The sequence below is a fragment of the Pseudomonas sp. B21-017 genome (genome assembly GCF_024749245.1).
GTDB lineage: Bacteria > Pseudomonadota > Gammaproteobacteria > Pseudomonadales > Pseudomonadaceae > Aquipseudomonas.
In genome coordinates, this window is sequence record NZ_CP087194.1 from 4364167 (window position 1) to 4381745 (window position 17579).

The window sequence follows — 17579 nt, forward strand, 5'->3', positions numbered from 1 at the left end:
TCGGACTTCGACAAGGAGGATTCATGCGGACTCTTGAGCTGGCCGGCCGCCCTGTGCCGGTCATCGGCCAAGGCACCTGGCACATGGGAGAGGAACGCTCCCGACACACCAGGGAAGTTGCAGCGCTGCGCCTGGGTATCGAGTTGGGCATGACCCTGATCGACACCGCTGAGATGTACGCTGAAGGGGGCGCCGAAGAGGTGGTGGGTGAAGCCATCACAGGCCTGCGCGACCAGGTTTTCCTGGTGAGTAAGGTCTACCCTCACAACGCCAGCCGCAGAGGCATCCCCCAGGCTTGTGAACGCAGCCTGCGTCGGCTGAATACCGATTACATCGATCTCTACCTGTTGCACTGGCGCGGCGAGTATCCCCTTGAGGAAACCGTCGAGGCCTTCGAACGCCTGCGCGAAGACGGCAAGATTGGCCGTTGGGGCGTGTCCAATTTCGACCTGGATGATCTGGAAGAGCTGGCCTCACCGGCCTGCGCCACCAATCAGGTGCTGTATAACCTGGAAGAGCGCGGCATCGAATTCGATCTGCTGCCCTGGAGCCAACGGCAAAAGATGCCGGTGATGGCCTACTGTCCGATCGGCCAGGGCGGACACATGCTGGCCAATCCAATACTCAAACAAGTTGCCGCCCGTCACGAGGCGACACCTGCGCAGGTAGCGCTGGCATGGATTCTGCGTCAGAGCGGAGTGATCGCCATCCCCAAAGCGGCCCACCCCGAGCATGTGCGGCTCAACGCACAAGCGGCGCAATTGCGTCTGGAGGCTGGGGATCTGGAGGCGCTGGACCAAGCGTTTCGCGCGCCACAACGCAAGCAGCGGTTGGCCATGGTCTGAGCCATCGCGGATCTATCAGAGGGCATCGGCATGAGAAGTACCGATCAGCTCGACTCTTTCAATTTGCCACGCTTCGTCCAGGCGCAGGATCCTGTGTTCGAGTGGGTTCAGGATGAACTGCGCGCCGGCCAAAAGCGCCGACACTGGATGTGGTTCATCTTTCCGCAGTTTGCCGGATTGGGTGACAGCGAAATGTCCCGCTACTTTGCCATTCGCTCCAGTGAAGAGGCCGCGGCGTACCTCGAGCATCCGTTGCTGGGGCCGCGCTTGCGCACCTGCACGCAATTGGTGCTGGATGCTCCTCAACGTTCGATCACCAAGATTTTCGGGCACCCCGACAACCTCAAGTTTCATTCATCGATGACGCTGTTCGCCCAGGTCTCGCCAAAAGGCAGCCTGTTCCATCAGGCGCTGGATCAGTACTTTCACGGCATACCGGATGACTGGACGCTGTCGCTGCTGGACTCAAAACAGGCCCAGCTGCCCCCCAATCAGCGTTGAGAAATCGTCATCCACGAACGGCAGGATAGCGTCCGCCACCGGTTGCAGCTGCCGGGTGATGTAATGGTCGTAGTCGATGGGCGTGCTGCGCACTTCCAGCGGCTCGGGGCCAGCAACCGTGATCACGTAACGGATCCAGCCGCCGTTGTGATACTGCCGCGGTCGCCCCTGTTGGTCGTTGTAGTCATCGGCGATCCGCGCGGCCCGCACATGGGGCGGCACATTGCGCTGATAGTCATCGAGGGGCCGACGCAGGCGTTTGCGGTAGATCAGGCGCTCATCGAACTCACCGGCCAACGTCTTGCGCACATAGTCACGCACGTAATCCTGATAGGGCTTGCGGTTGAAGATGCGCAGGTACAACTCCTGTTGGAATTGCCGGGCCAGCGGCGACCAGTCGGTGCGCACGGTTTCCAGGCCTTTGTAGACCATCTCGTCGGTGCCGTCGGCGCGGGTGACCAACCCGGCATAGCGTTTCTTGCTGCCCTCCTCGGCACCGCGAATGGTCGGCATCAGAAAGCGTTTGTAGTGGGTTTCGAACTGCAACTCCAGGGCACTTTCCAACCCGTACTCCTGCTTCACATGCTCGCGCCACCATTGGTTGACGTGGTCCACCAGCGCATGGCCGATTTGCGCCGCTTCGACCTGACCGTGGGGGCGACGCAGCCAGACGAAAGTCGAGTCGGTATCGCCGTAGATCACCGCGTGGCCCTGAGCTTCGATGAGTTGGCGGGTACGCAGCATGATCTCGTGCCCGCGCAAGGTGATGGACGAAGCCAACCGGGTATCGAAGAAGCGACAACCGCTGGAACCCAGTACACCGTAAAACGCATTCATGATGATTTTCAGCGCCTGGGACAGCGGCGCGTTGTGTTCGCGCTTGGCGGTTTCGCGGCCTTCGGCGACTCGGGCGACAATGGCCGGCAGGCAATGCCGGGTCCGTGAGAAACGTGCGCCGCGAAAGCCTGGCACCGACTCGCTGTCGTCAGGATGCTTGAGCCCCTCGATCAAGCCCACCGGGTCGATCAGGAAGGTGCGGATGATCGACGGATAGAGGCTTTTGTAGTCGAGCACCAGCACCGACTCGTATAACCCCGGCTGCGAGTCCATGACAAAACCGCCGGGGCTGGCCTGCGGTGGTTTATTGCCAAGGTTCGGTGCGACGAAACCCTGGCGGTGCATCAACGGCATGTACAAATGGGTGAACGCCGCTACCGAGCCGCCGCTGCGGTCCGCCGGCAATCCGGTGACGCTGGCGCGCTCCAGCAGGAAAGTCAGCAACTCGGTCTTGGCGAAGATTCGCGTCACCAGTTCGCAGTCCTTGAGGTTGTACTTGGCCAGGGCCGGTTTGTCCTCGGTGAACATGCGATTGATTTCGTCCATGCGCTGGTACGGGTTGTCGATCGACTTGCCCTCGCCCAACAGGGTTTGCGCGACGTTTTCAAGGCTGAACGAGGGGAAGCTCCAGGTGGCCGAGCGCAACGACTCGATGCCGTCGATGATCAACCGGCCGGCAGCCGAGGCGAAATAATGATTGCCGCTGCCGTGCTCGCGCCACTGCATTTCTTCGCCGCCACGCCCCAGCTTCAGCGGCACCGCCAGGCGGCGGGCATGTTCGTGCAGGACGCGCAGGTCGAACTGCACGACGTTCCAGCCGATGATGGCGTCGGGGTCATGCCGGGCGAACCACTCATTGAGTTTTTTCAGCAGCAGGGTTCGCGAATCGCAGTATTCGAGCTGGAAATCCACCCCACTGTCATCACCATTGGGCGACCCGAGCATGTACACCTGACGCTCGCCGCAGCCTTCCAGGGCGATGGAGTACAACTCGCCCTGGGCGGTGGTTTCGATGTCCAGCGAGACCAGCCGCAGGTTCGGCCGATAGCCGGGGGTGGGTTTCATTTGCGCGTCGAGCAGCAGGCCGTCGGCGCCAGCCGTGCCACCGAACAAAACCGGCGCGGTGATGAACCGCTCCATCATGTAGCGTTCCGGCGGGCGGATGTCGGCTTCAAACACCTCGACGCCTGATTTGCGCAGTGCGGTTTCCAGGCGCATCAGCTGGCCGTGCTGCTGGCAATACAGGCCCAGCACCGGGCGGTGCTCGAAGTCCAGCAGCGCCAACGGCCGCAGTTCAACGTTCTTTTCGCCGCGCAACACCGCTTCGGCTTGCTCGCGCATGGCCTGTGGAATGAACGCGACCGACGGTTGATGCGGCAGGCGGATGCGCCGGGGACCGGCATCGGTCGCCAGCCAGAACTCGACTTCGGTGCCGGCCGGGGTATCGCGCCAATGCCGGGTCAGGACGAAGCCCTGCTGTAAATCCACCACTGCGACCTCAACGATTTGATTCAAGGGGTGATTCTACGCGTGATCGCCGGTGTGGCGAGGGGCTTGTCGGAACGCCGCACCGCCCCGTTGGCCTGCGAAGCGGGCCTCAAACCTGCCAACACGGTCTCTCAGGCACACCGCGTTTATCGGATTGCGACTGCTACGCAGCCGAACGGGAGCAAGCTCCCTCGCCACAATTGCGCAGGGTGCCCGGGAGGGCTGCGGACTTTTACAAAGAAAAATCACTGAATGACGCTATTTGCGTGTTATCTGCCGCTTTGCACCTTGCTCTGTGAGCGTGTCTCTACGATTCTTCAAGAACAACGACAACACCCGAGAAGCCGTCATGAAAACCGTCGCCCAGTTGCTCAAGTTAAAGGCCCAACAGAATCAGGCAGTCCACACCATTGCGCCTCATCAAATGGTGCTGGAAGCGCTGATGGTGATGGCCGCCAAAAACGTCGGCGCGTTACCGGTCCTCAAAGACGGAAAGGTCGTCGGCATCATCAGTGAGCGGGACTATGCGCGCAAACTGGTGCTCAAGGGGCGCTCCTCCGTCGGCACACCGGTCAGCGACATCATGGTGTCGCCGGTGATCACCGTGGACACCCATCAAACCGTCGAAACCTGCATGGGCATCATGTCCGACAAACGCCTGCGGCATTTGCCGGTGGTGGAGGACGGTGAGCTGATGGGCTTGCTATCGATCGGCGACCTGGTCAAGGAAGCCATTGCCGAACAGGCTGAACTGATTCGGCAGCTGGAGCAGTACATTCGCGGCGAGTGATTGCACACTGTGCGAGGGGCTTTTGTGGCGAGGGGGCTTGCCCCCTCGCCACAAAAGCTCCCTCGCCACAGATAAGCCCGCCCCTCCCCCACAACATATGTTTGGCGGTGTTCCTATGGCCAATGCCGAGAGAAGACCGGCGCCAATGCAGGGTGGCGGTCGAAGCGTTCGAGCCAGGCGAAGAACCCCGGCCGCGCAATGCGCAAGTGTTCCCGGGTGCCCGCCCACCGCGTTACCACCGCTGCCAGAATATCCAGCGCGCCCGGTTTTCCATCGTCCAGGTACAACTTGCCGGCGAACTGATCGGCAAACACCTCCCAATGCCAATGCAGGCGTTGGCGGGCACCGGCCATGAGGTTTTGCCGGGACGACTCGTCCGCCTCGGCCAGCCAGCGTTCGGGGTAATCGATGATGCCGATGGCGGTGTAACAATTGCTGACGATATACACCAGGCCATGAATCACCTGATCGCGCTTGATCGGATTTTCCGGCAACAGATTCGACTCCGGAAACGTAAGGCCCAGGTGAATCAGGATGGCCGCACTCTCGGTAAGAACGCCGCCATCAGGCAGTTGCAGAGTGGGAACCTGCTTCAGCGGGTTGAGCTTCTCCAGCGCATGCAGCGCCTGCGGGGACGATGAAACGTCGATGAAGCGATAAGGAACCTCGCACAGTTCCAGCGCGGCTTCGATGGCGGCCGCCCCCGAATTCTGATGCCCATAGAGCTGGTACATGACTAAATCTCCTCTGCGACTCTCTCTTTGTAGCAGATGCCAAAGACTGCGCACGAACCATGTGGGAGCGAACTTGCCCGGTTACCCTCCCGCGCGCTTCATACAGCGCTGATAGCGCTCGTCGACCCGCTTGGCAAACCACGCCGTGGTGAGTTTTCGGGTGATTTTCGGGCTTTGCAGCACGATCCCCGGCAACACCGCCCGGGGTAATGGCCGGCCTTCGGCCTGTTCGGCCAAAGCGAAGACGCGTTGATAGAGCGTGGTGTCCTCGAACTGAAGACTTTTGCCCTCCTCCAGTTGATCCCGAATGGTCGGGTTGCGCATGTCCAATTGCTTGCCAAGGGTGCGCACCGCCAGTTCCGTGGTGCCGGGCATGATCGAGTCGTAGCGCACCAGGTCGCCATCCAGCGCCAGCGGGATACCCGTCGCACGACTGACCGCGTTCTGAAACGCCGCATTGCGGCTGGCATACCAACCGGCGTTGAAATCGGCGAAGCGATACAGCGGCTGCTTATAGCTCACCGGATAGCCGAGCAAGTGGGCGATACCGAAATACAGGCCACCGCGACGGGTGAACACTTCGTGACGAATCGAGCCGTTCACCGGGTAGGGATAATCCCGCGCCTGCTGCTCGGCAAAGTCGATGCTGACCTGCATCGGCCCGCCGGTGTGCACCGGGTTGAAGCCACCGAACAAGGTCCGGCCCATGGGCACCATGCCGATGAAGTCATCGAAAATCTCGCTGAGCTCTTTCTCGCTGCGCACGGCATTCAGCCGGTCGCTGTAGCTTTTGCCGTTGGGTGAACGCACCTGCAACGCACCGCTGACCAGCAAGCTGGGGATGTGGGCCTTATCGGCGCGGCGGTCGATTTCATCCCGGGCGATCTTGCCCAGGCCTGGCACCAGCGGGTCAGCCTGAAACGTCGACTCCTGCTCAGCGACCGCAAGTACCGAACACAGGTTTTGCGTGGTCGGCGAAATCTTTTGCGCGGCAAACGCCGCGTAGATGTCGGTGGCCCAACCTTGGCGGTCGACCGTTTTGGCCGGCAGCAGGCTGACGATCTCGGCCTTGACCTCGGCAGGCTTGCGGGCCGGCGGTTCCTGAGGGCGCTGAGTGCCGCAACCGGCCAGTACCAACAGCGCGGCCACGCTCATGATCAATCGATTGGCTTGCATGGTGCTCCATCAAATCCGTTGAGCCGGGTTAACCATACGATCAATGGCATGGCGCAGGCTATGACTATCCCGCCCTCTCCCTGTTCCGTAGCCGCTGTCGAGCCTGCGAGCGCGTCCCGGTTGAACCATACTTGATCCACACACCGAGGAGGACAGGCTCATGAACCGTAGCGACGTGCTGATCATCGGCGCCGGCCCGACCGGGCTGGTCCTGGCGCTGTGGCTGAGCAAGCTGGGGATTGGGGTGCGGATTATCGACAAGACCTCGGCCCCCGGTACTACCTCACGCGCGTTGGCAGTACAGGCCCGAACGCTGGAGCTGTATCGCCAGCTCGACCTCAGCGACGCCGTGGTGCAGAACGGCCATAAAGTGTGCGCCGCGAATTTCTGGGTCAAGGGCGAACCGGTCGCACACCTGCCGCTGAGCGCCATCGGCGAGGGGTTGACGCCCTATGCGTTCCTGGAAATCTATCCGCAAGACGAGCATGAACAACTGCTGATCGAACGCCTGGAGACCTTTGGCATTACGGTGGAGCGCAACACCGAATTGCACAGTTTCGAGGAAACTGGCGATGGCATCACCGCAACGCTGCGCTTGCCCGATGGCCAGCAGCAAACCTGCCAGGCCTGCTACCTCGCTGGCTGCGACGGCGCCCGCTCGATCGTGCGCAAATCCCTGGACACCGATTTTCCGGGGGGCACCTACCAACAGATTTTCTACGTGGCGGATGTGCAGGCCCGCGGCCCGACGTTCAACGGTGAATTGCATGTGGACCTCGACGAAGCCGACTTTCTCGCCATTTTTCCTTTGTCCAGCGAAGGTCGCGCCCGACTGATCGGCACGGTTCGCGACGAACGCGCCGAGCGCGCCGAAACCCTCCAGTTTGCAGACGTCAGTAGACGGGCCATCGAGAATTTAAAGGTGCAGATCGATCAGGTGAACTGGTTCTCGACCTACCGCGTGCATCACCGGGTAGCGGATCACTTTCGTACCGGACGCGCGTTTCTGTTGGGTGACGCCGCCCATGTCCACAGCCCGGCGGGTGGCCAAGGCATGAACACCGGGATTGGCGACGCGATCAATCTGGCCTGGAAGCTCGCGGCGGTGTTAAGTGGCAGCGCCACGGCCAAACTGCTCGACAGTTATGAAACCGAACGCATCGCCTTTGCCCAGCGTCTGGTGGCCACCACTGATCGGGTGTTCAATTTCGTCACGGCCGATGGGCCAATTGCCGACGTGATGCGCATGCGCGTGGCGCCCTTTTTGATCCCGAAAATGATCTCGTTCGAGGCCGTCCGCGAGTTCATGTTTCGCACGGTGTCACAAACCACCCTCAACTATCGCGGCATGCCATTAAGTGAGGGCGTTACCGGCCATATTCACGGCGGTGATCGCCTGCCCTGGGCCCACGACGATGAAGGGGACAACTTCGAATCGCTGAAATACCTGACCTGGCAGGTGCATGTGTATGGCGAAACCAGCGACGAGATGATCGCCTGGTGCAAGGCGCATCACCTGCCGCTGCAGGTGTTCGACTGGCGACCGGTATTTGAAACCGTGGGACTGGCGCGCAACGGGTTTTACCTGCTGCGCCCCGATACCTATGTGGCGATCGCCGATTACAGCGCCGATCCGAAGGTGATCGAACGGTATTTCCGCGATCATGGGATACGGCCTTATATCACCTGAAGATCTTTTGATTTGTTAGATCCCGGCCAGGGCCAGGTCCATTGCGAAGTAGGTGAAGATCAAATCCGCCCCCGCCCTTTTGATCGCCCCCAGACTCTCACGCACGACGCGATCTTCATCGATCGCCCCAGCCTGGGCGGCGAATTTGATCATCGCGTATTCACCGCTCACCTGATACGCCGACAACGGCAGACGCGAGGCTTCGCGGATGTCGCGGATGATGTCCAGGTACGCGCCGGCCGGCTTGACCATCAGCGCGTCGGCGCCTTCCTGTTCGTCCAGCAACGACTCACGCACCGCTTCACGACGGTTCATCGGGTTCATCTGATAGCTTTTGCGGTCACCCTTGAGCGCACTGCCGCCGGCTTCGCGGAACGGGCCATAAAGCGCCGAGGCGAATTTGGTCGAATAGGCCATGATCGCGGTCTGGCTGAAGCCCGCTACATCGAGCGCCCGGCGAATCGCCTGGACCTGCCCGTCCATCGCCGCCGACGGCGCGATCACATCGGCACCGGCCCGGGCGGCGGCCACGGCTTGTTTGCCGAGGTTGATCAGGGTCTGGTCGTTATCGACTTCGTGCTGGTGCAACACGCCGCAATGGCCGTGGTCGGTGTACTCACAAAAACAGGTGTCGGACATCACGATCATTTCCGGCACGGCGTTTTTGGCGATGCGCGACATGCGCGACACCAGGCCGTTATCGTTCCAGGTGTCGCTGCCGTTGCTGTCCAGATGATGAGACACGCCGAACGTCATCACCGACTTGATCCCGGCCCGGGCGTAACGCTCGATCTCGCCGGCCAGTTTCGACTCGGGAATGCGCATTACCCCGGGCATGCTCTTGATCGGCACGAAATCGTCGATCTCTTCCTCGACGAAAATCGGCAGCACCAGGTCGTTCACGCTGAACTCGGTTTCCTGGAACAGGCTGCGCAGGCTCGCATTGCGGCGCAGACGGCGTGGACGTGCTTCGGGGAACTGACTGGACATGGACCTTCCTGAAGAGACGAAATTCGTAGGGCGCAAAGCTTATGCCCTGCAAGGTGCGGGACACAAACCTCGATCGCTCAAGACAACGTTACCGCGGCGGCAACAATCGCCCGCATCGAATACCGCCTGCTCTCACAGGTTAGATCGTCAGCGTTCCGGTAATACACGTCACTACAGAACCACCAATCCAGATCTCATCCCCCACCTGCTCCACCCGAATCCGCCCGGCGCGGCCCATGGTCAGGCCCTGACTGACGACATAAGACGCCGGAGCCAACCCTTCGCTGAGCAACCATTGAGCGATCCCGGCGTTCAGGCTGCCGGTGGCCGGGTCTTCCGGCATGCCGTCGCCGGAGATGAATGCACGCACCTCGAACTGCGCGTCAGCACCATCATTCTCGGGGTGCCATGGCGCGATGACACCAACGGCGAGGCCGAGCATCTGTGCATGATCCGGCTGCAAGTCCAGAATCTGCTGGCGGTCCTCGACCATCACCGCAAGCCAACCGGCACCGTTGTCGACCCATTGCGTGCGCACAATCGCTCCCGGCGCCAATCCGAGGCCCAGCCGTACACGCTCGACCAGTCCGGCATCCACCGGACCGGACCTGAGCAGCGGTGGCGCGAGAAACGCCAGCTCCGCCCCCTGCCGACGCACCCGCACCAGGCCGACACCACACTCCTGAATGATCTCCTCACCCTTGGGCACCCCACCGGCCTCGAGCCAGGCATGGCACGTGCCCAGCGTCGGATGACCGGCGAACGGCAACTCTTGCAGGGTGGTGAAGATACGTACTCGATAGTCGGCCCGGGGGTCTCGAGGCTCGAGCACGAAAGTGGTTTCGCTGAGGTTGGTCCAGTTCGCGAACGCCGCCATGCGTTCATCGCTGAGCCTGTCTGCGCCGAACACCACCGCCAGCGCGTTGCCCTTGAGCGCGACGGGGCTGAAAACATCTACTTGCTTGAAATCGAATGCGCTCATTGCCTGCCTTGGTGATGAAGGATTCAAAGGGATTGCTTGGGGATTTCCAGACCGCGAATTACCGCCGGTCTTGCCAGGAAACGCTCCAGCACACGGGTGACGTTGGGGAAATCCTGGATACCGACCAGGTCGCCGGCCTCGTAGAAGCCGATCAGGTTGCGCACCCACGGAAAAGTCGCGATGTCGGCAATGGTGTAGCGCTCGCCCATGATCCAGTCGCGCCCTTGCAGACGGCCATCGAGGACCTTGAGCAAGCGCTTGCTTTCGTCGACGTAGCGATCACGGGGACGCTTGTCTTCGTAGTCCTTGCCGGCGAATTTGTTGAAAAAACCGAGCTGGCCGAACATCGGCCCGATACCGCCCATCTGAAACATCAGCCACTGAAGGGTCTCGTAACGCGCTGCCGACTCCTGCGCCAGCAGTTGCCCGCTCTTGTCGGCGAGGTAAATCAGAATCGCCCCGGACTCGAACAGCGCTAGCGGTTGGTCGCCCGGGCCGTGGGGGTCGAGGATCGCCGGAATCTTGTTGTTGGGGTTCAGCGACAGAAACTCAGGGGACAGCTGATCCTGAGTGTCGAAGCCCACACGATGCGGCTCGTAGGGCAGCCCGATCTCTTCGAGCATGATCGAAACCTTGACGCCATTGGGCGTTGGCAAGGAATAGAGCTGGATCCACTCCGGGTACTGGGCCGGCCATTTTCGAGTGATGGGGAATGCAGACAAATCGGTCATCGGGAGCTTCCACGGGAAAATCGGAGTGAAGATCATAAGGGGGACGGGGCTAAGATGTGTACTGTGTCCATAAATCCGAAACATCCTGTCGATAACCTTCCCCCCAATCCGTTCAAGGTTGCCGCTAAAGTGCCAGGCACCTCGCTCGGATCGAAGCTCGAATCGAACCAAAAGGGCTTCATCGGACTCTGAGCATTGCCCTGTTAGAAATGGACCGGGTCAACGACATGGAAAACACCCTATGCTAGGAGCTTGAGGTGTCAATGTTTGTCAGCCTTAACCAAATGCGCTGAAGATCACCTATTCGATGATGAATCCTTTGAAATTCACCAACCGCTTCAAACATCGCGCTTATATCTTCCTGCCCGCTCTGTTGGCGGCCAGCGCGTTGCTTTTGTCGCTGGAGTCCAGTGTAAGCCGCGCCCAGCCGGTGGACGGTACACAGACGCTGGTGTTTTTGCGTCACGCGGAAAAACCGGCCGGCGGCCTGGGTCAGCTCAATTGTCAGGGACTGAACCGCGCCATCGACCTGGCCACCTTGCTGCCGGAAAAATTCGGCAAGGCCAACTACGTGTTTGCCGCCAACCCGACGCGCAATGTAGAGGAAGGCGAACTGGATAATTCATACAGTTACATTCGCCCCCTGATGACCATCAGCCCCAGCGCGATCAAACTCGGCTTGCCGGTGAACATCGAATTTTCGGCCAACGACACCAGCGACCTGGCCGATGAACTGCTTCGCGACAAGTATCACAACTCGATCATCTATACCGCCTGGTCCCATGGCTACCTGCCCGAGCTGATCAACAAGGTCGCCGGGGAAGCCGTCGGCTCAGAACAGCGCATTACCGATGACTGGGCATCCAGCGACTATGACTCGCTGTACGTGCTTACGCTGACCTGGCACAACGGCAAGGCCAGCCTGCAGAGCCACAGCTACAAGCAAGGGCTCAATAACGGTCAGGAGACTTGTCCGACGTAAGCGGTCGGGCACCTGCCAGCCCCCATCGTGAGCAAGCCCGCGATGAGGCCAGCAAAAACAACATTACCCCCGCCGTTTACCCCGCTCCCGCAGATATTCGAGAACGGCGCTCCGTTCCCCGACAAACTCGATACGCGCGCCCTTTTTCTCCCGCTGAAACACATACATCGGGTCGTAATACTCGCGCAATAACCCTTCGATCCAGCCCCGGTGCAAGTCCACCGCGCCGCTATTGGCCTGTTCCGCCAGCGCGTCTTCCATCAAGGTCAGCATCCGCCGATGGCGTTCGCCGCCCAGGCGTTTCTGGACATTGTTCAGGCTCGCCAACATCCGCTCGGAAAACAGCGCGAAGCCTTCATCGCCATACACCTCGGTGAACTCGGCGCATAAATCCACCACGTAATCGCGCAGGATCCGCTCGACGCGCCCTTCCAGGCTGTCTTCCAGCCAGACCATCGGAAACTGCTGCATGCCCTGATACAGCGGCAACGGCAGCGCACAACTGCCGATCGCGCGGCTCTCGTCTTCGAGCACAAACTGCTCGATACCGCTGGCACGCTTTTTCAGCACGTCCACGGCCAGGCGGTTTTCAAAGTCGATGTTGGAGGGTTGGCCGGTGGCGCGTTTGCCGAAGCTGGAGCCGCGATGATGGGCATGACCTTCAAGGTCCAGCGCGTTGCTCAATAGCGTGAGCACCTCGGTCTTGCCGGTGCCGGTCATGCCGCCCAGCAAAACGAAATCGCACTGGGCAACGGCCTGGTCGAGCGTGTCGAGCAAGAAGGTGCGCATGGCCTTGTAGCCGCCACCGACCCGCGGATAGTCGATGCCCGCTTCGTCCTTGAGCCACTGCTGGGTGATCTGCGAACGCAGCCCACCGCGAAAACAATACAAATAGCCATCCGGATGCGCCCGGGCAAAATCGGCCCAGGCCTGGATACGCTCGGCCTTGGTCGCGCCGGCCACCAATTGATGCCCCAGCGTGATGGCTGCTTGCTGACCGTGTTGCTTGTAGCAAGTGCCGACCCGTTGCCGCTCGTGGTCATTCATCAGCGGCAGGTTGACCACACCAGGGAATGAGCCCTTGAGGAATTCGATCGGCGCGCGCACATCCATCATCGGCCGGTCGTTGAGGAAGATGTCGCGGTAATCGGTGAAGTCTCTGGACATCAAACCACCTCAACCGCGTGGGTCTGTCGCTCAACCAGTTCGCCGATCGGCTGAAGGGCCAGCCCAAGTTCGGCCGCCACCGCCAGGAACGCTGCGTCGCCTTCGGGCGTGACTGCAATCAGCAAACCGCCGCTGGTCTGCGGGTCGCAGAGCACGCGTTTGTGCAACTCCTGGAGCCGACCGACCTTGCTGGCGTAGCTGTCGAAATTGCGCAGTGTGCCGCCGGGCACGCAGCCCTGATCGAGGTAATACTCGACGCCCGGCAGGCGCGGCACACGGTCATAGCCGATGCGGGCGGTCACGTTGCTGCCGTCGGCCATTTCCACCAGATGCCCGAGCAGGCCGAAACCGGTGACGTCAGTCATTGCGGTCACGCCATCGAGCTTGCCAAAACGGCTGCCGGGTTTGTTCAGGGTGCACATCCAGTCGCGGGCCAGGCCGATGTCGGCATTGCGCAACTTGCCCTTTTTCTCGGCGGTGGTGAGGATGCCGATGCCCAAGGGTTTGGTGAGATAGAGCCGGCATCCGGCGGTGGCGGTGTCGTTGCGCTTCATGTGGCGCTTTTCCACCAGTCCGGTCACGGCCAGGCCGAAGATCGGCTCAGGTGCGTCGATGGAATGGCCGCCGGCCAGGGGGATTCCCGCTTCATCGCAGACCGACCGCCCGCCGCGAATCACTTCCCGGGCAATCTCCGGCGCCAGCACATTGACCGGCCAGCCGAGGATCGCAATCGCCATCAACGGATCGCCGCCCATGGCGTAAATGTCGCTGATGGCGTTGGTGGCGGCGATACGGCCGAAATCGAACGGGTCGTCGACGATCGGCATAAAGAAGTCAGTGGTCGACACCACGCCACGTTCTTCGTCGATGGCATACACCGCCGCGTCATCGCGCGAGGCGTTGCCAACCCAGAGTTTCGGGTCCAGGTTCTGCGCCCCGCTGCCGGCCAGAATCACCTCCAGCACCTGGGGCGAAATCTTGCAGCCGCAACCTGCGCCGTGGCTGTATTGGGTCAGACGTATCGGCTCGCTCATGGGATGCACCTTGTGAAGTCAATGGCGAGGATTCTACAGCAACCCCATTTGGCAGAAGCCGCGTAAGAACGATCTTTGTGCAGCGAAACTCACTTTGGTGCATTCAGCTCCCCCGCCTTTCCCCCGCCCCTCGAAATCCTTGACCAAAAGGACAGCAAAACCGCCAATTCCTCCGGCTTTTCAGCGCATTGCGAAAATTGGTATAGCTTATGCAAACGTTTGCGAGCCGCCGATACCGGCCTGTTCGCCACTTAAACCGCACAAGCCCGCACCACCGGGGCTTCGATCCGCACGAAAAGGGACTTTTAATGCATTGCACCCCCAGTCGCGTGACTTGCTCGCGCACGTTTGCTGTTTCCTTGCTGTTGGCCAGCGTTACAGGACTACTCAGCAGCTCCGCGTTGGCCCAACCGGCCACCACCGAAGAATCCGCCCAGGGCGAAGCCCTCAGCCCTGAAGCCAACCCACCAAAAAAAGGCGCGTACCTGTCGGACTGGTTCAATCAGGACCTGACCGTCATCGGCAGCAAGGACATCAGTTTCGGCCCGCAACCGGCCGACGACATCTACTTGGAATACGAGTACTTCGGCCGCAAGGGGCCGTTCGAGTTGTACGGCTACATCGACATTCCGAAGATCTTCGACATCGGCAACAGCCATGACAAAGGCGTATGGGACCACGGCTCGCCAGTGTTCATGGAGCACGAACCGCGGATTTCCATCGACTACCTCGCCGGCCGCAGCCTGGCCGTCGGGCCGTTCAAGGAATGGTACGTGGCGTTCGACTGGATCTACGACCACGGCAGCAACAGTGCCAACCGCGCCAACACGCTGTACAGCGGCCTCGGCACCGACATCGACACCCATTCGCGGGTCAACCTGTCGGCCAACTTCTACGGTCGCTACCAGTGGGAAAACTATGGCGCCAGCAACGAGTATTCGTGGGACGGCTACCGCGCCCAGCTCAAATACATCGTGCCCATCAGCAGTTTCAGCAACGGCGCTTCGTTGACCTACATCGGTTTCACCAACTTCGACTTCGGCTCCGATCTGCACAAGGACAACCCGGCCCGCACCGCCAATGCCACCGTGGCCACCAACGTGTTGCTCTACGCCTTCACCCACTTGCGTTTCACCCTGGTCGGCCGTTACTTCCACAACGGCGGCAACTGGGAGGACGGCAGTGAGTTGAATTTCGGCGACGGCGACTTCCGCGCCCGTTCCAACGGCTGGGGTTACTACGCCGGTGTCGGCTATCAGTTTTAAGGCTCATTTGAATCAGGAGGTTTTATGAAAGCAATGACGCGTATTTCCCTGTCTGTCGGTTTTGCGGCAAGCACCCTGCTCTCTTCCTGTGCCTGGGCGGTAGAAGCGCCGATCCAGCCGAAAGTGATGCTGATCACTATGTTCGCTCCCGAGGCGCAGAACTGGATCGATCGCCTGGAACTCAAGCAGGAAGTGCGAGTACCGGGCCTCTCCGCCGAGTACCCGAACATTCGCTGCAACATCGAACAGGTATGCCTGATGGTCACCGGCATGGGCCAGACCAATGCGGCGGCCTCAACCCTGGCCCTGGCGCTGTCGCCGAAATTCGACCTGCGCAAAAGTTACTTCCTGATCGCCGGGATTGCCGGCATCAGCCCGAAACACGGGACCATCGGCACCACCGCGTGGGCGCACTACCTGGTGGAGTTCGGCACCCAGTGGGAACTGGACTCCCGGGACGCGCCGAAAGACTGGCCGACCGGTTACCTGGGCATCAACACCAAAGGCCCGAACGAAAAACCGCCGCTGGATTACAAGACCGAAGTCTTCGAACTCAATCCGAAGTTGCAGGCCAAAGCCTTCGCCCTGAGCCACAAGGTCGAACTGAGCGAGAGCAAGGAGTCGGCGGCGTGGCGCTTGAAGTATCCGTCGGCCCCGGCCAATCAGCCGCCGGTGGTGACCCAGTGCGACACGCTGGCGGGCAATACCTGGTTTTCCGGGACGCGCTTGAGTGAGCGGGCGGAAGTCTGGACAAAATTGCTGACCAACAACGAAGGTGTCTACTGCACCACTCAGCAGGAAGACAACTCCACCTACGAGGCACTGCTGCGGGCCAGTCGCGAAGGTCTGGTGGATGTCCGCCGTTTGGCGGTGGTACGCGCCGGTTCCGACTTCGACCGGCCCGCGCCGGGCCAGAGCGAGGTGGATAACCTGCTCAAATACGCCGATCAGGGCGGGTTTGTGCCGGCACTGGAGAACCTGTACCGCACGGGGAATCCGTTGGTGCAGGAGATTTTAAAGAATTGGTCGGCTTGGGAGAAAGGCGTGCCTGAGGTTTGAGTTCGGCTTGAGGACGCTTTCGCGGGCAAGCCTCGCTCCTACGGTTCGAAATCGACACCAACCTGTAGGAGCGAGGCTTGCCCGCGAAGCTCTTTACGGCAACAAAATCACCTTGTCGCCACTGCCCTGATTCACCTCGGCATACCGTTCCAGCCCCTCGGCCAACGGCGATTCAACTAGCCCTTCCGGCAACGGCAACAGGCCCTGATCGAAAAAGCTTCCGAACTGTTCGAGCATCGCCGCACACGCCTGAACCCCGTACAGCAACGAATTGATCCCCACCACCGAACCGCCCTTGCGATACAGCGCCAGGGCCGGCAATTGCACATGCCCATCCGCCGGCGCGGCGATGATTGCGATGCGACCGAACGCGGCCAGCGCCGGGACCGAGGCCGGTAGCCAGAAACCGGTGGTGTCGAAGATCACATCGGCGCCGCCGGCATACACGGCGTTGACCTGTGCGCCCAGGTCCTCAGGCTTATCCAGTTGCAGCGTCTGATAACCCTGAGCCTGCAAATCCTTGACCTGCTCTGGCCGCCGCGCCGCCGCCAGCACTTGGGCGCCCCGGACTTTGGCCAGCGCCAATGCTGCGCTGCCCACCGCCCCGCCGCCGATCACCAACAACCGCGTTCCGGTCGTGACAAGACTGCGTTCCAACGCATCCCACGCCGTGGTGTACGGCACACCGAGGCTGGCAGCCTGGGCAAAGCTCAGATGCGTCGGCTTCAGCGCCACGCCATTGGCTGGCAGTTTGACGAATTGCGCGTGGGAACCGTCGGCAAAGAAGCCCAGCTCCCGGCCGGTGCCCCAGACTTCCTGGCCGATCAGCGCCTGCGGGCCTTCGACGACGATGCCGGCGAAATCACGCCCGGGAATCCGCGGCAATGTGGTGTAGGGAAAGCGCCCCAGTACGTTTTTCACATCGCTGGGATTGAGGCCCGCCGCCTTGATCTGGACCAGCACTTCGTCAGCGCCGGGAACGGGGGTGGGCACCTCAACGTAGCGCAGGGCCGAGAGGTCGCCGGTTTTGTCGAATTGCAGTGCTTTCATGGGCATTTCCACCAAATGGATAAGAGGTTTCAGGAGATCCAGCCCGCCACCAGTTGCCGACCCAAGGGCCACAACTGCTCACCGGCAAGCATGCCCAGCAGGCCCACCAGCGCGATGGCCGGCGGTGCGGGGGAACGAAAATCCAGCGCGCCATAGAGCAGGCCGACGCCCAGACCGATACCCAACGAGATAAGGTAGTTCATGACAGACTCCGTGGCATAAGGGGGTATGCGCAGAGTCTAGAGAGAGGTCGCCACG

Annotated in this window: 17 protein-coding genes; 7 read left to right on the forward strand and 10 right to left on the reverse strand. The window is 61.0% G+C overall.

All coding sequences use genetic code 11. From position 1 onward, the window contains the following. Positions 1 to 23 precede the first annotated feature (23 nt). Both LOY28_RS19750 and LOY28_RS19755 read left to right on the forward strand, forming a co-directional pair. Positions 24 to 845, forward strand: a complete 822-nt coding sequence (locus LOY28_RS19750; protein WP_096479865.1) for an aldo/keto reductase — start codon at positions 24 to 26, stop codon at positions 843 to 845. Positions 846 to 875: 30 nt separating this feature from the next. After that, positions 876 to 1346, forward strand: a complete 471-nt coding sequence (locus tag LOY28_RS19755) for a DUF1810 domain-containing protein (RefSeq protein WP_018925394.1) — start codon at positions 876 to 878, stop codon at positions 1344 to 1346. Here the strand turns inward: LOY28_RS19755 and LOY28_RS19760 are convergent. Further along, positions 1311 to 3671 (reverse strand): DNA polymerase II, encoded by a 2361-nt coding sequence (locus LOY28_RS19760; protein WP_258614492.1) that lies wholly within the window; start codon positions 3669 to 3671, stop codon positions 1311 to 1313. The genes LOY28_RS19755 and LOY28_RS19760 overlap by 36 nt on opposite strands. 349 nt (positions 3672 to 4020) lie before the next feature. Here LOY28_RS19760 and LOY28_RS19765 point away from each other — a divergent pair, with 349 nt between their 5' ends. Then, positions 4021 to 4461, forward strand: coding sequence for a CBS domain-containing protein (locus LOY28_RS19765; protein WP_007939416.1), 441 nt, complete (start codon positions 4021 to 4023; stop codon positions 4459 to 4461). Positions 4462 to 4574: 113 nt separating this feature from the next. Here the strand turns inward: LOY28_RS19765 and LOY28_RS19770 are convergent, their stop codons facing one another. Beyond that, positions 4575 to 5195, reverse strand: a complete 621-nt coding sequence (locus tag LOY28_RS19770) for a glutathione S-transferase N-terminal domain-containing protein (RefSeq protein ID WP_018925392.1) — start codon at positions 5193 to 5195, stop codon at positions 4575 to 4577. Between the two features lie 81 nt (positions 5196 to 5276). Next, positions 5277 to 6371, reverse strand: coding sequence for a DUF1615 domain-containing protein (locus LOY28_RS19775; protein WP_258612401.1), 1095 nt, complete (start codon positions 6369 to 6371; stop codon positions 5277 to 5279). A 160-nt stretch (positions 6372 to 6531) separates the two neighbouring features. On the opposite strand from LOY28_RS19775, the gene LOY28_RS19780 reads away from it, so the two are divergent. Next, positions 6532 to 8061: an FAD-dependent monooxygenase gene (locus LOY28_RS19780; RefSeq protein ID WP_258612402.1), complete on the forward strand. Its 1530-nt coding sequence runs from the start codon at positions 6532 to 6534 to the stop codon at positions 8059 to 8061. A 15-nt stretch (positions 8062 to 8076) separates the two neighbouring features. On the opposite strand, the gene hemB is transcribed toward LOY28_RS19780, so the two are convergent. The 3 genes from hemB to LOY28_RS19795 all read right to left on the reverse strand — a co-directional run bounded on the left by hemB (position 8077) and on the right by LOY28_RS19795 (position 10764). Then, the gene (gene hemB, locus LOY28_RS19785; protein ID WP_258612403.1) at positions 8077 to 9051 is read right to left on the reverse strand and encodes a porphobilinogen synthase; all 975 of its coding nucleotides are present in this window, start codon (positions 9049 to 9051) and stop codon (positions 8077 to 8079) included. A 139-nt stretch (positions 9052 to 9190) separates the two neighbouring features. After that, positions 9191 to 10033 (reverse strand): PhzF family phenazine biosynthesis protein, encoded by an 843-nt coding sequence (locus LOY28_RS19790; protein WP_258612404.1) that lies wholly within the window; start codon positions 10031 to 10033, stop codon positions 9191 to 9193. Between the two features lie 23 nt (positions 10034 to 10056). Continuing rightward, on the reverse strand, positions 10057 to 10764 hold the full coding sequence (locus tag LOY28_RS19795) for a glutathione binding-like protein (RefSeq protein ID WP_018925387.1): 708 nt from the start codon (positions 10762 to 10764) through the stop codon (positions 10057 to 10059). Between the two features lie 307 nt (positions 10765 to 11071). Between LOY28_RS19795 and LOY28_RS19800 the strand changes: the two genes are divergently transcribed. Beyond that, complete coding sequence (locus tag LOY28_RS19800) at positions 11072 to 11746, forward strand: histidine phosphatase family protein (RefSeq protein ID WP_258612405.1); 675 nt, start codon at positions 11072 to 11074, stop codon at positions 11744 to 11746. 63 nt (positions 11747 to 11809) lie between these two features. Here LOY28_RS19800 and mnmH read toward each other — a convergent pair whose 3' ends face one another. Both mnmH and selD read right to left on the reverse strand, forming a co-directional pair. After that, positions 11810 to 12913: a tRNA 2-selenouridine(34) synthase MnmH gene (gene mnmH, locus LOY28_RS19805; protein ID WP_258612406.1), complete on the reverse strand. Its 1104-nt coding sequence runs from the start codon at positions 12911 to 12913 to the stop codon at positions 11810 to 11812. Then, positions 12913 to 13947, reverse strand: coding sequence for a selenide, water dikinase SelD (gene selD / locus LOY28_RS19810; RefSeq protein ID WP_138867956.1), 1035 nt, complete (start codon positions 13945 to 13947; stop codon positions 12913 to 12915). Before selD ends, mnmH begins: the two co-directional genes overlap by 1 nt. Before the next feature lie 308 nt (positions 13948 to 14255). Between selD and LOY28_RS19815 the strand changes: the two genes are divergently transcribed. Together LOY28_RS19815 and LOY28_RS19820 are read left to right on the forward strand one after the other, a co-directional pair. Next, the gene (locus tag LOY28_RS19815) at positions 14256 to 15212 is read left to right on the forward strand and encodes a nucleoside-specific channel-forming protein Tsx (protein WP_258612407.1); all 957 of its coding nucleotides are present in this window, start codon (positions 14256 to 14258) and stop codon (positions 15210 to 15212) included. A 24-nt stretch (positions 15213 to 15236) separates the two neighbouring features. Beyond that, the gene (locus LOY28_RS19820) at positions 15237 to 16271 is read left to right on the forward strand and encodes a purine nucleoside permease (RefSeq protein ID WP_258612408.1); all 1035 of its coding nucleotides are present in this window, start codon (positions 15237 to 15239) and stop codon (positions 16269 to 16271) included. A 93-nt stretch (positions 16272 to 16364) separates the two neighbouring features. Here LOY28_RS19820 and LOY28_RS19825 read toward each other — a convergent pair whose 3' ends face one another. Together LOY28_RS19825 and LOY28_RS19830 are read right to left on the reverse strand one after the other, a co-directional pair. Beyond that, positions 16365 to 17321 carry a zinc-binding alcohol dehydrogenase family protein gene (locus tag LOY28_RS19825; protein WP_018925381.1) on the reverse strand — a complete coding sequence of 319 codons (957 nt, stop codon included), beginning with the start codon at positions 17319 to 17321 and terminating at the stop codon, positions 16365 to 16367. A gap of 29 nt (positions 17322 to 17350) precedes the next feature. After that, positions 17351 to 17524: a DUF1427 family protein gene (locus LOY28_RS19830; RefSeq protein ID WP_007933035.1), complete on the reverse strand. Its 174-nt coding sequence runs from the start codon at positions 17522 to 17524 to the stop codon at positions 17351 to 17353. Positions 17525 to 17579: the final 55 nt, after the last annotated feature.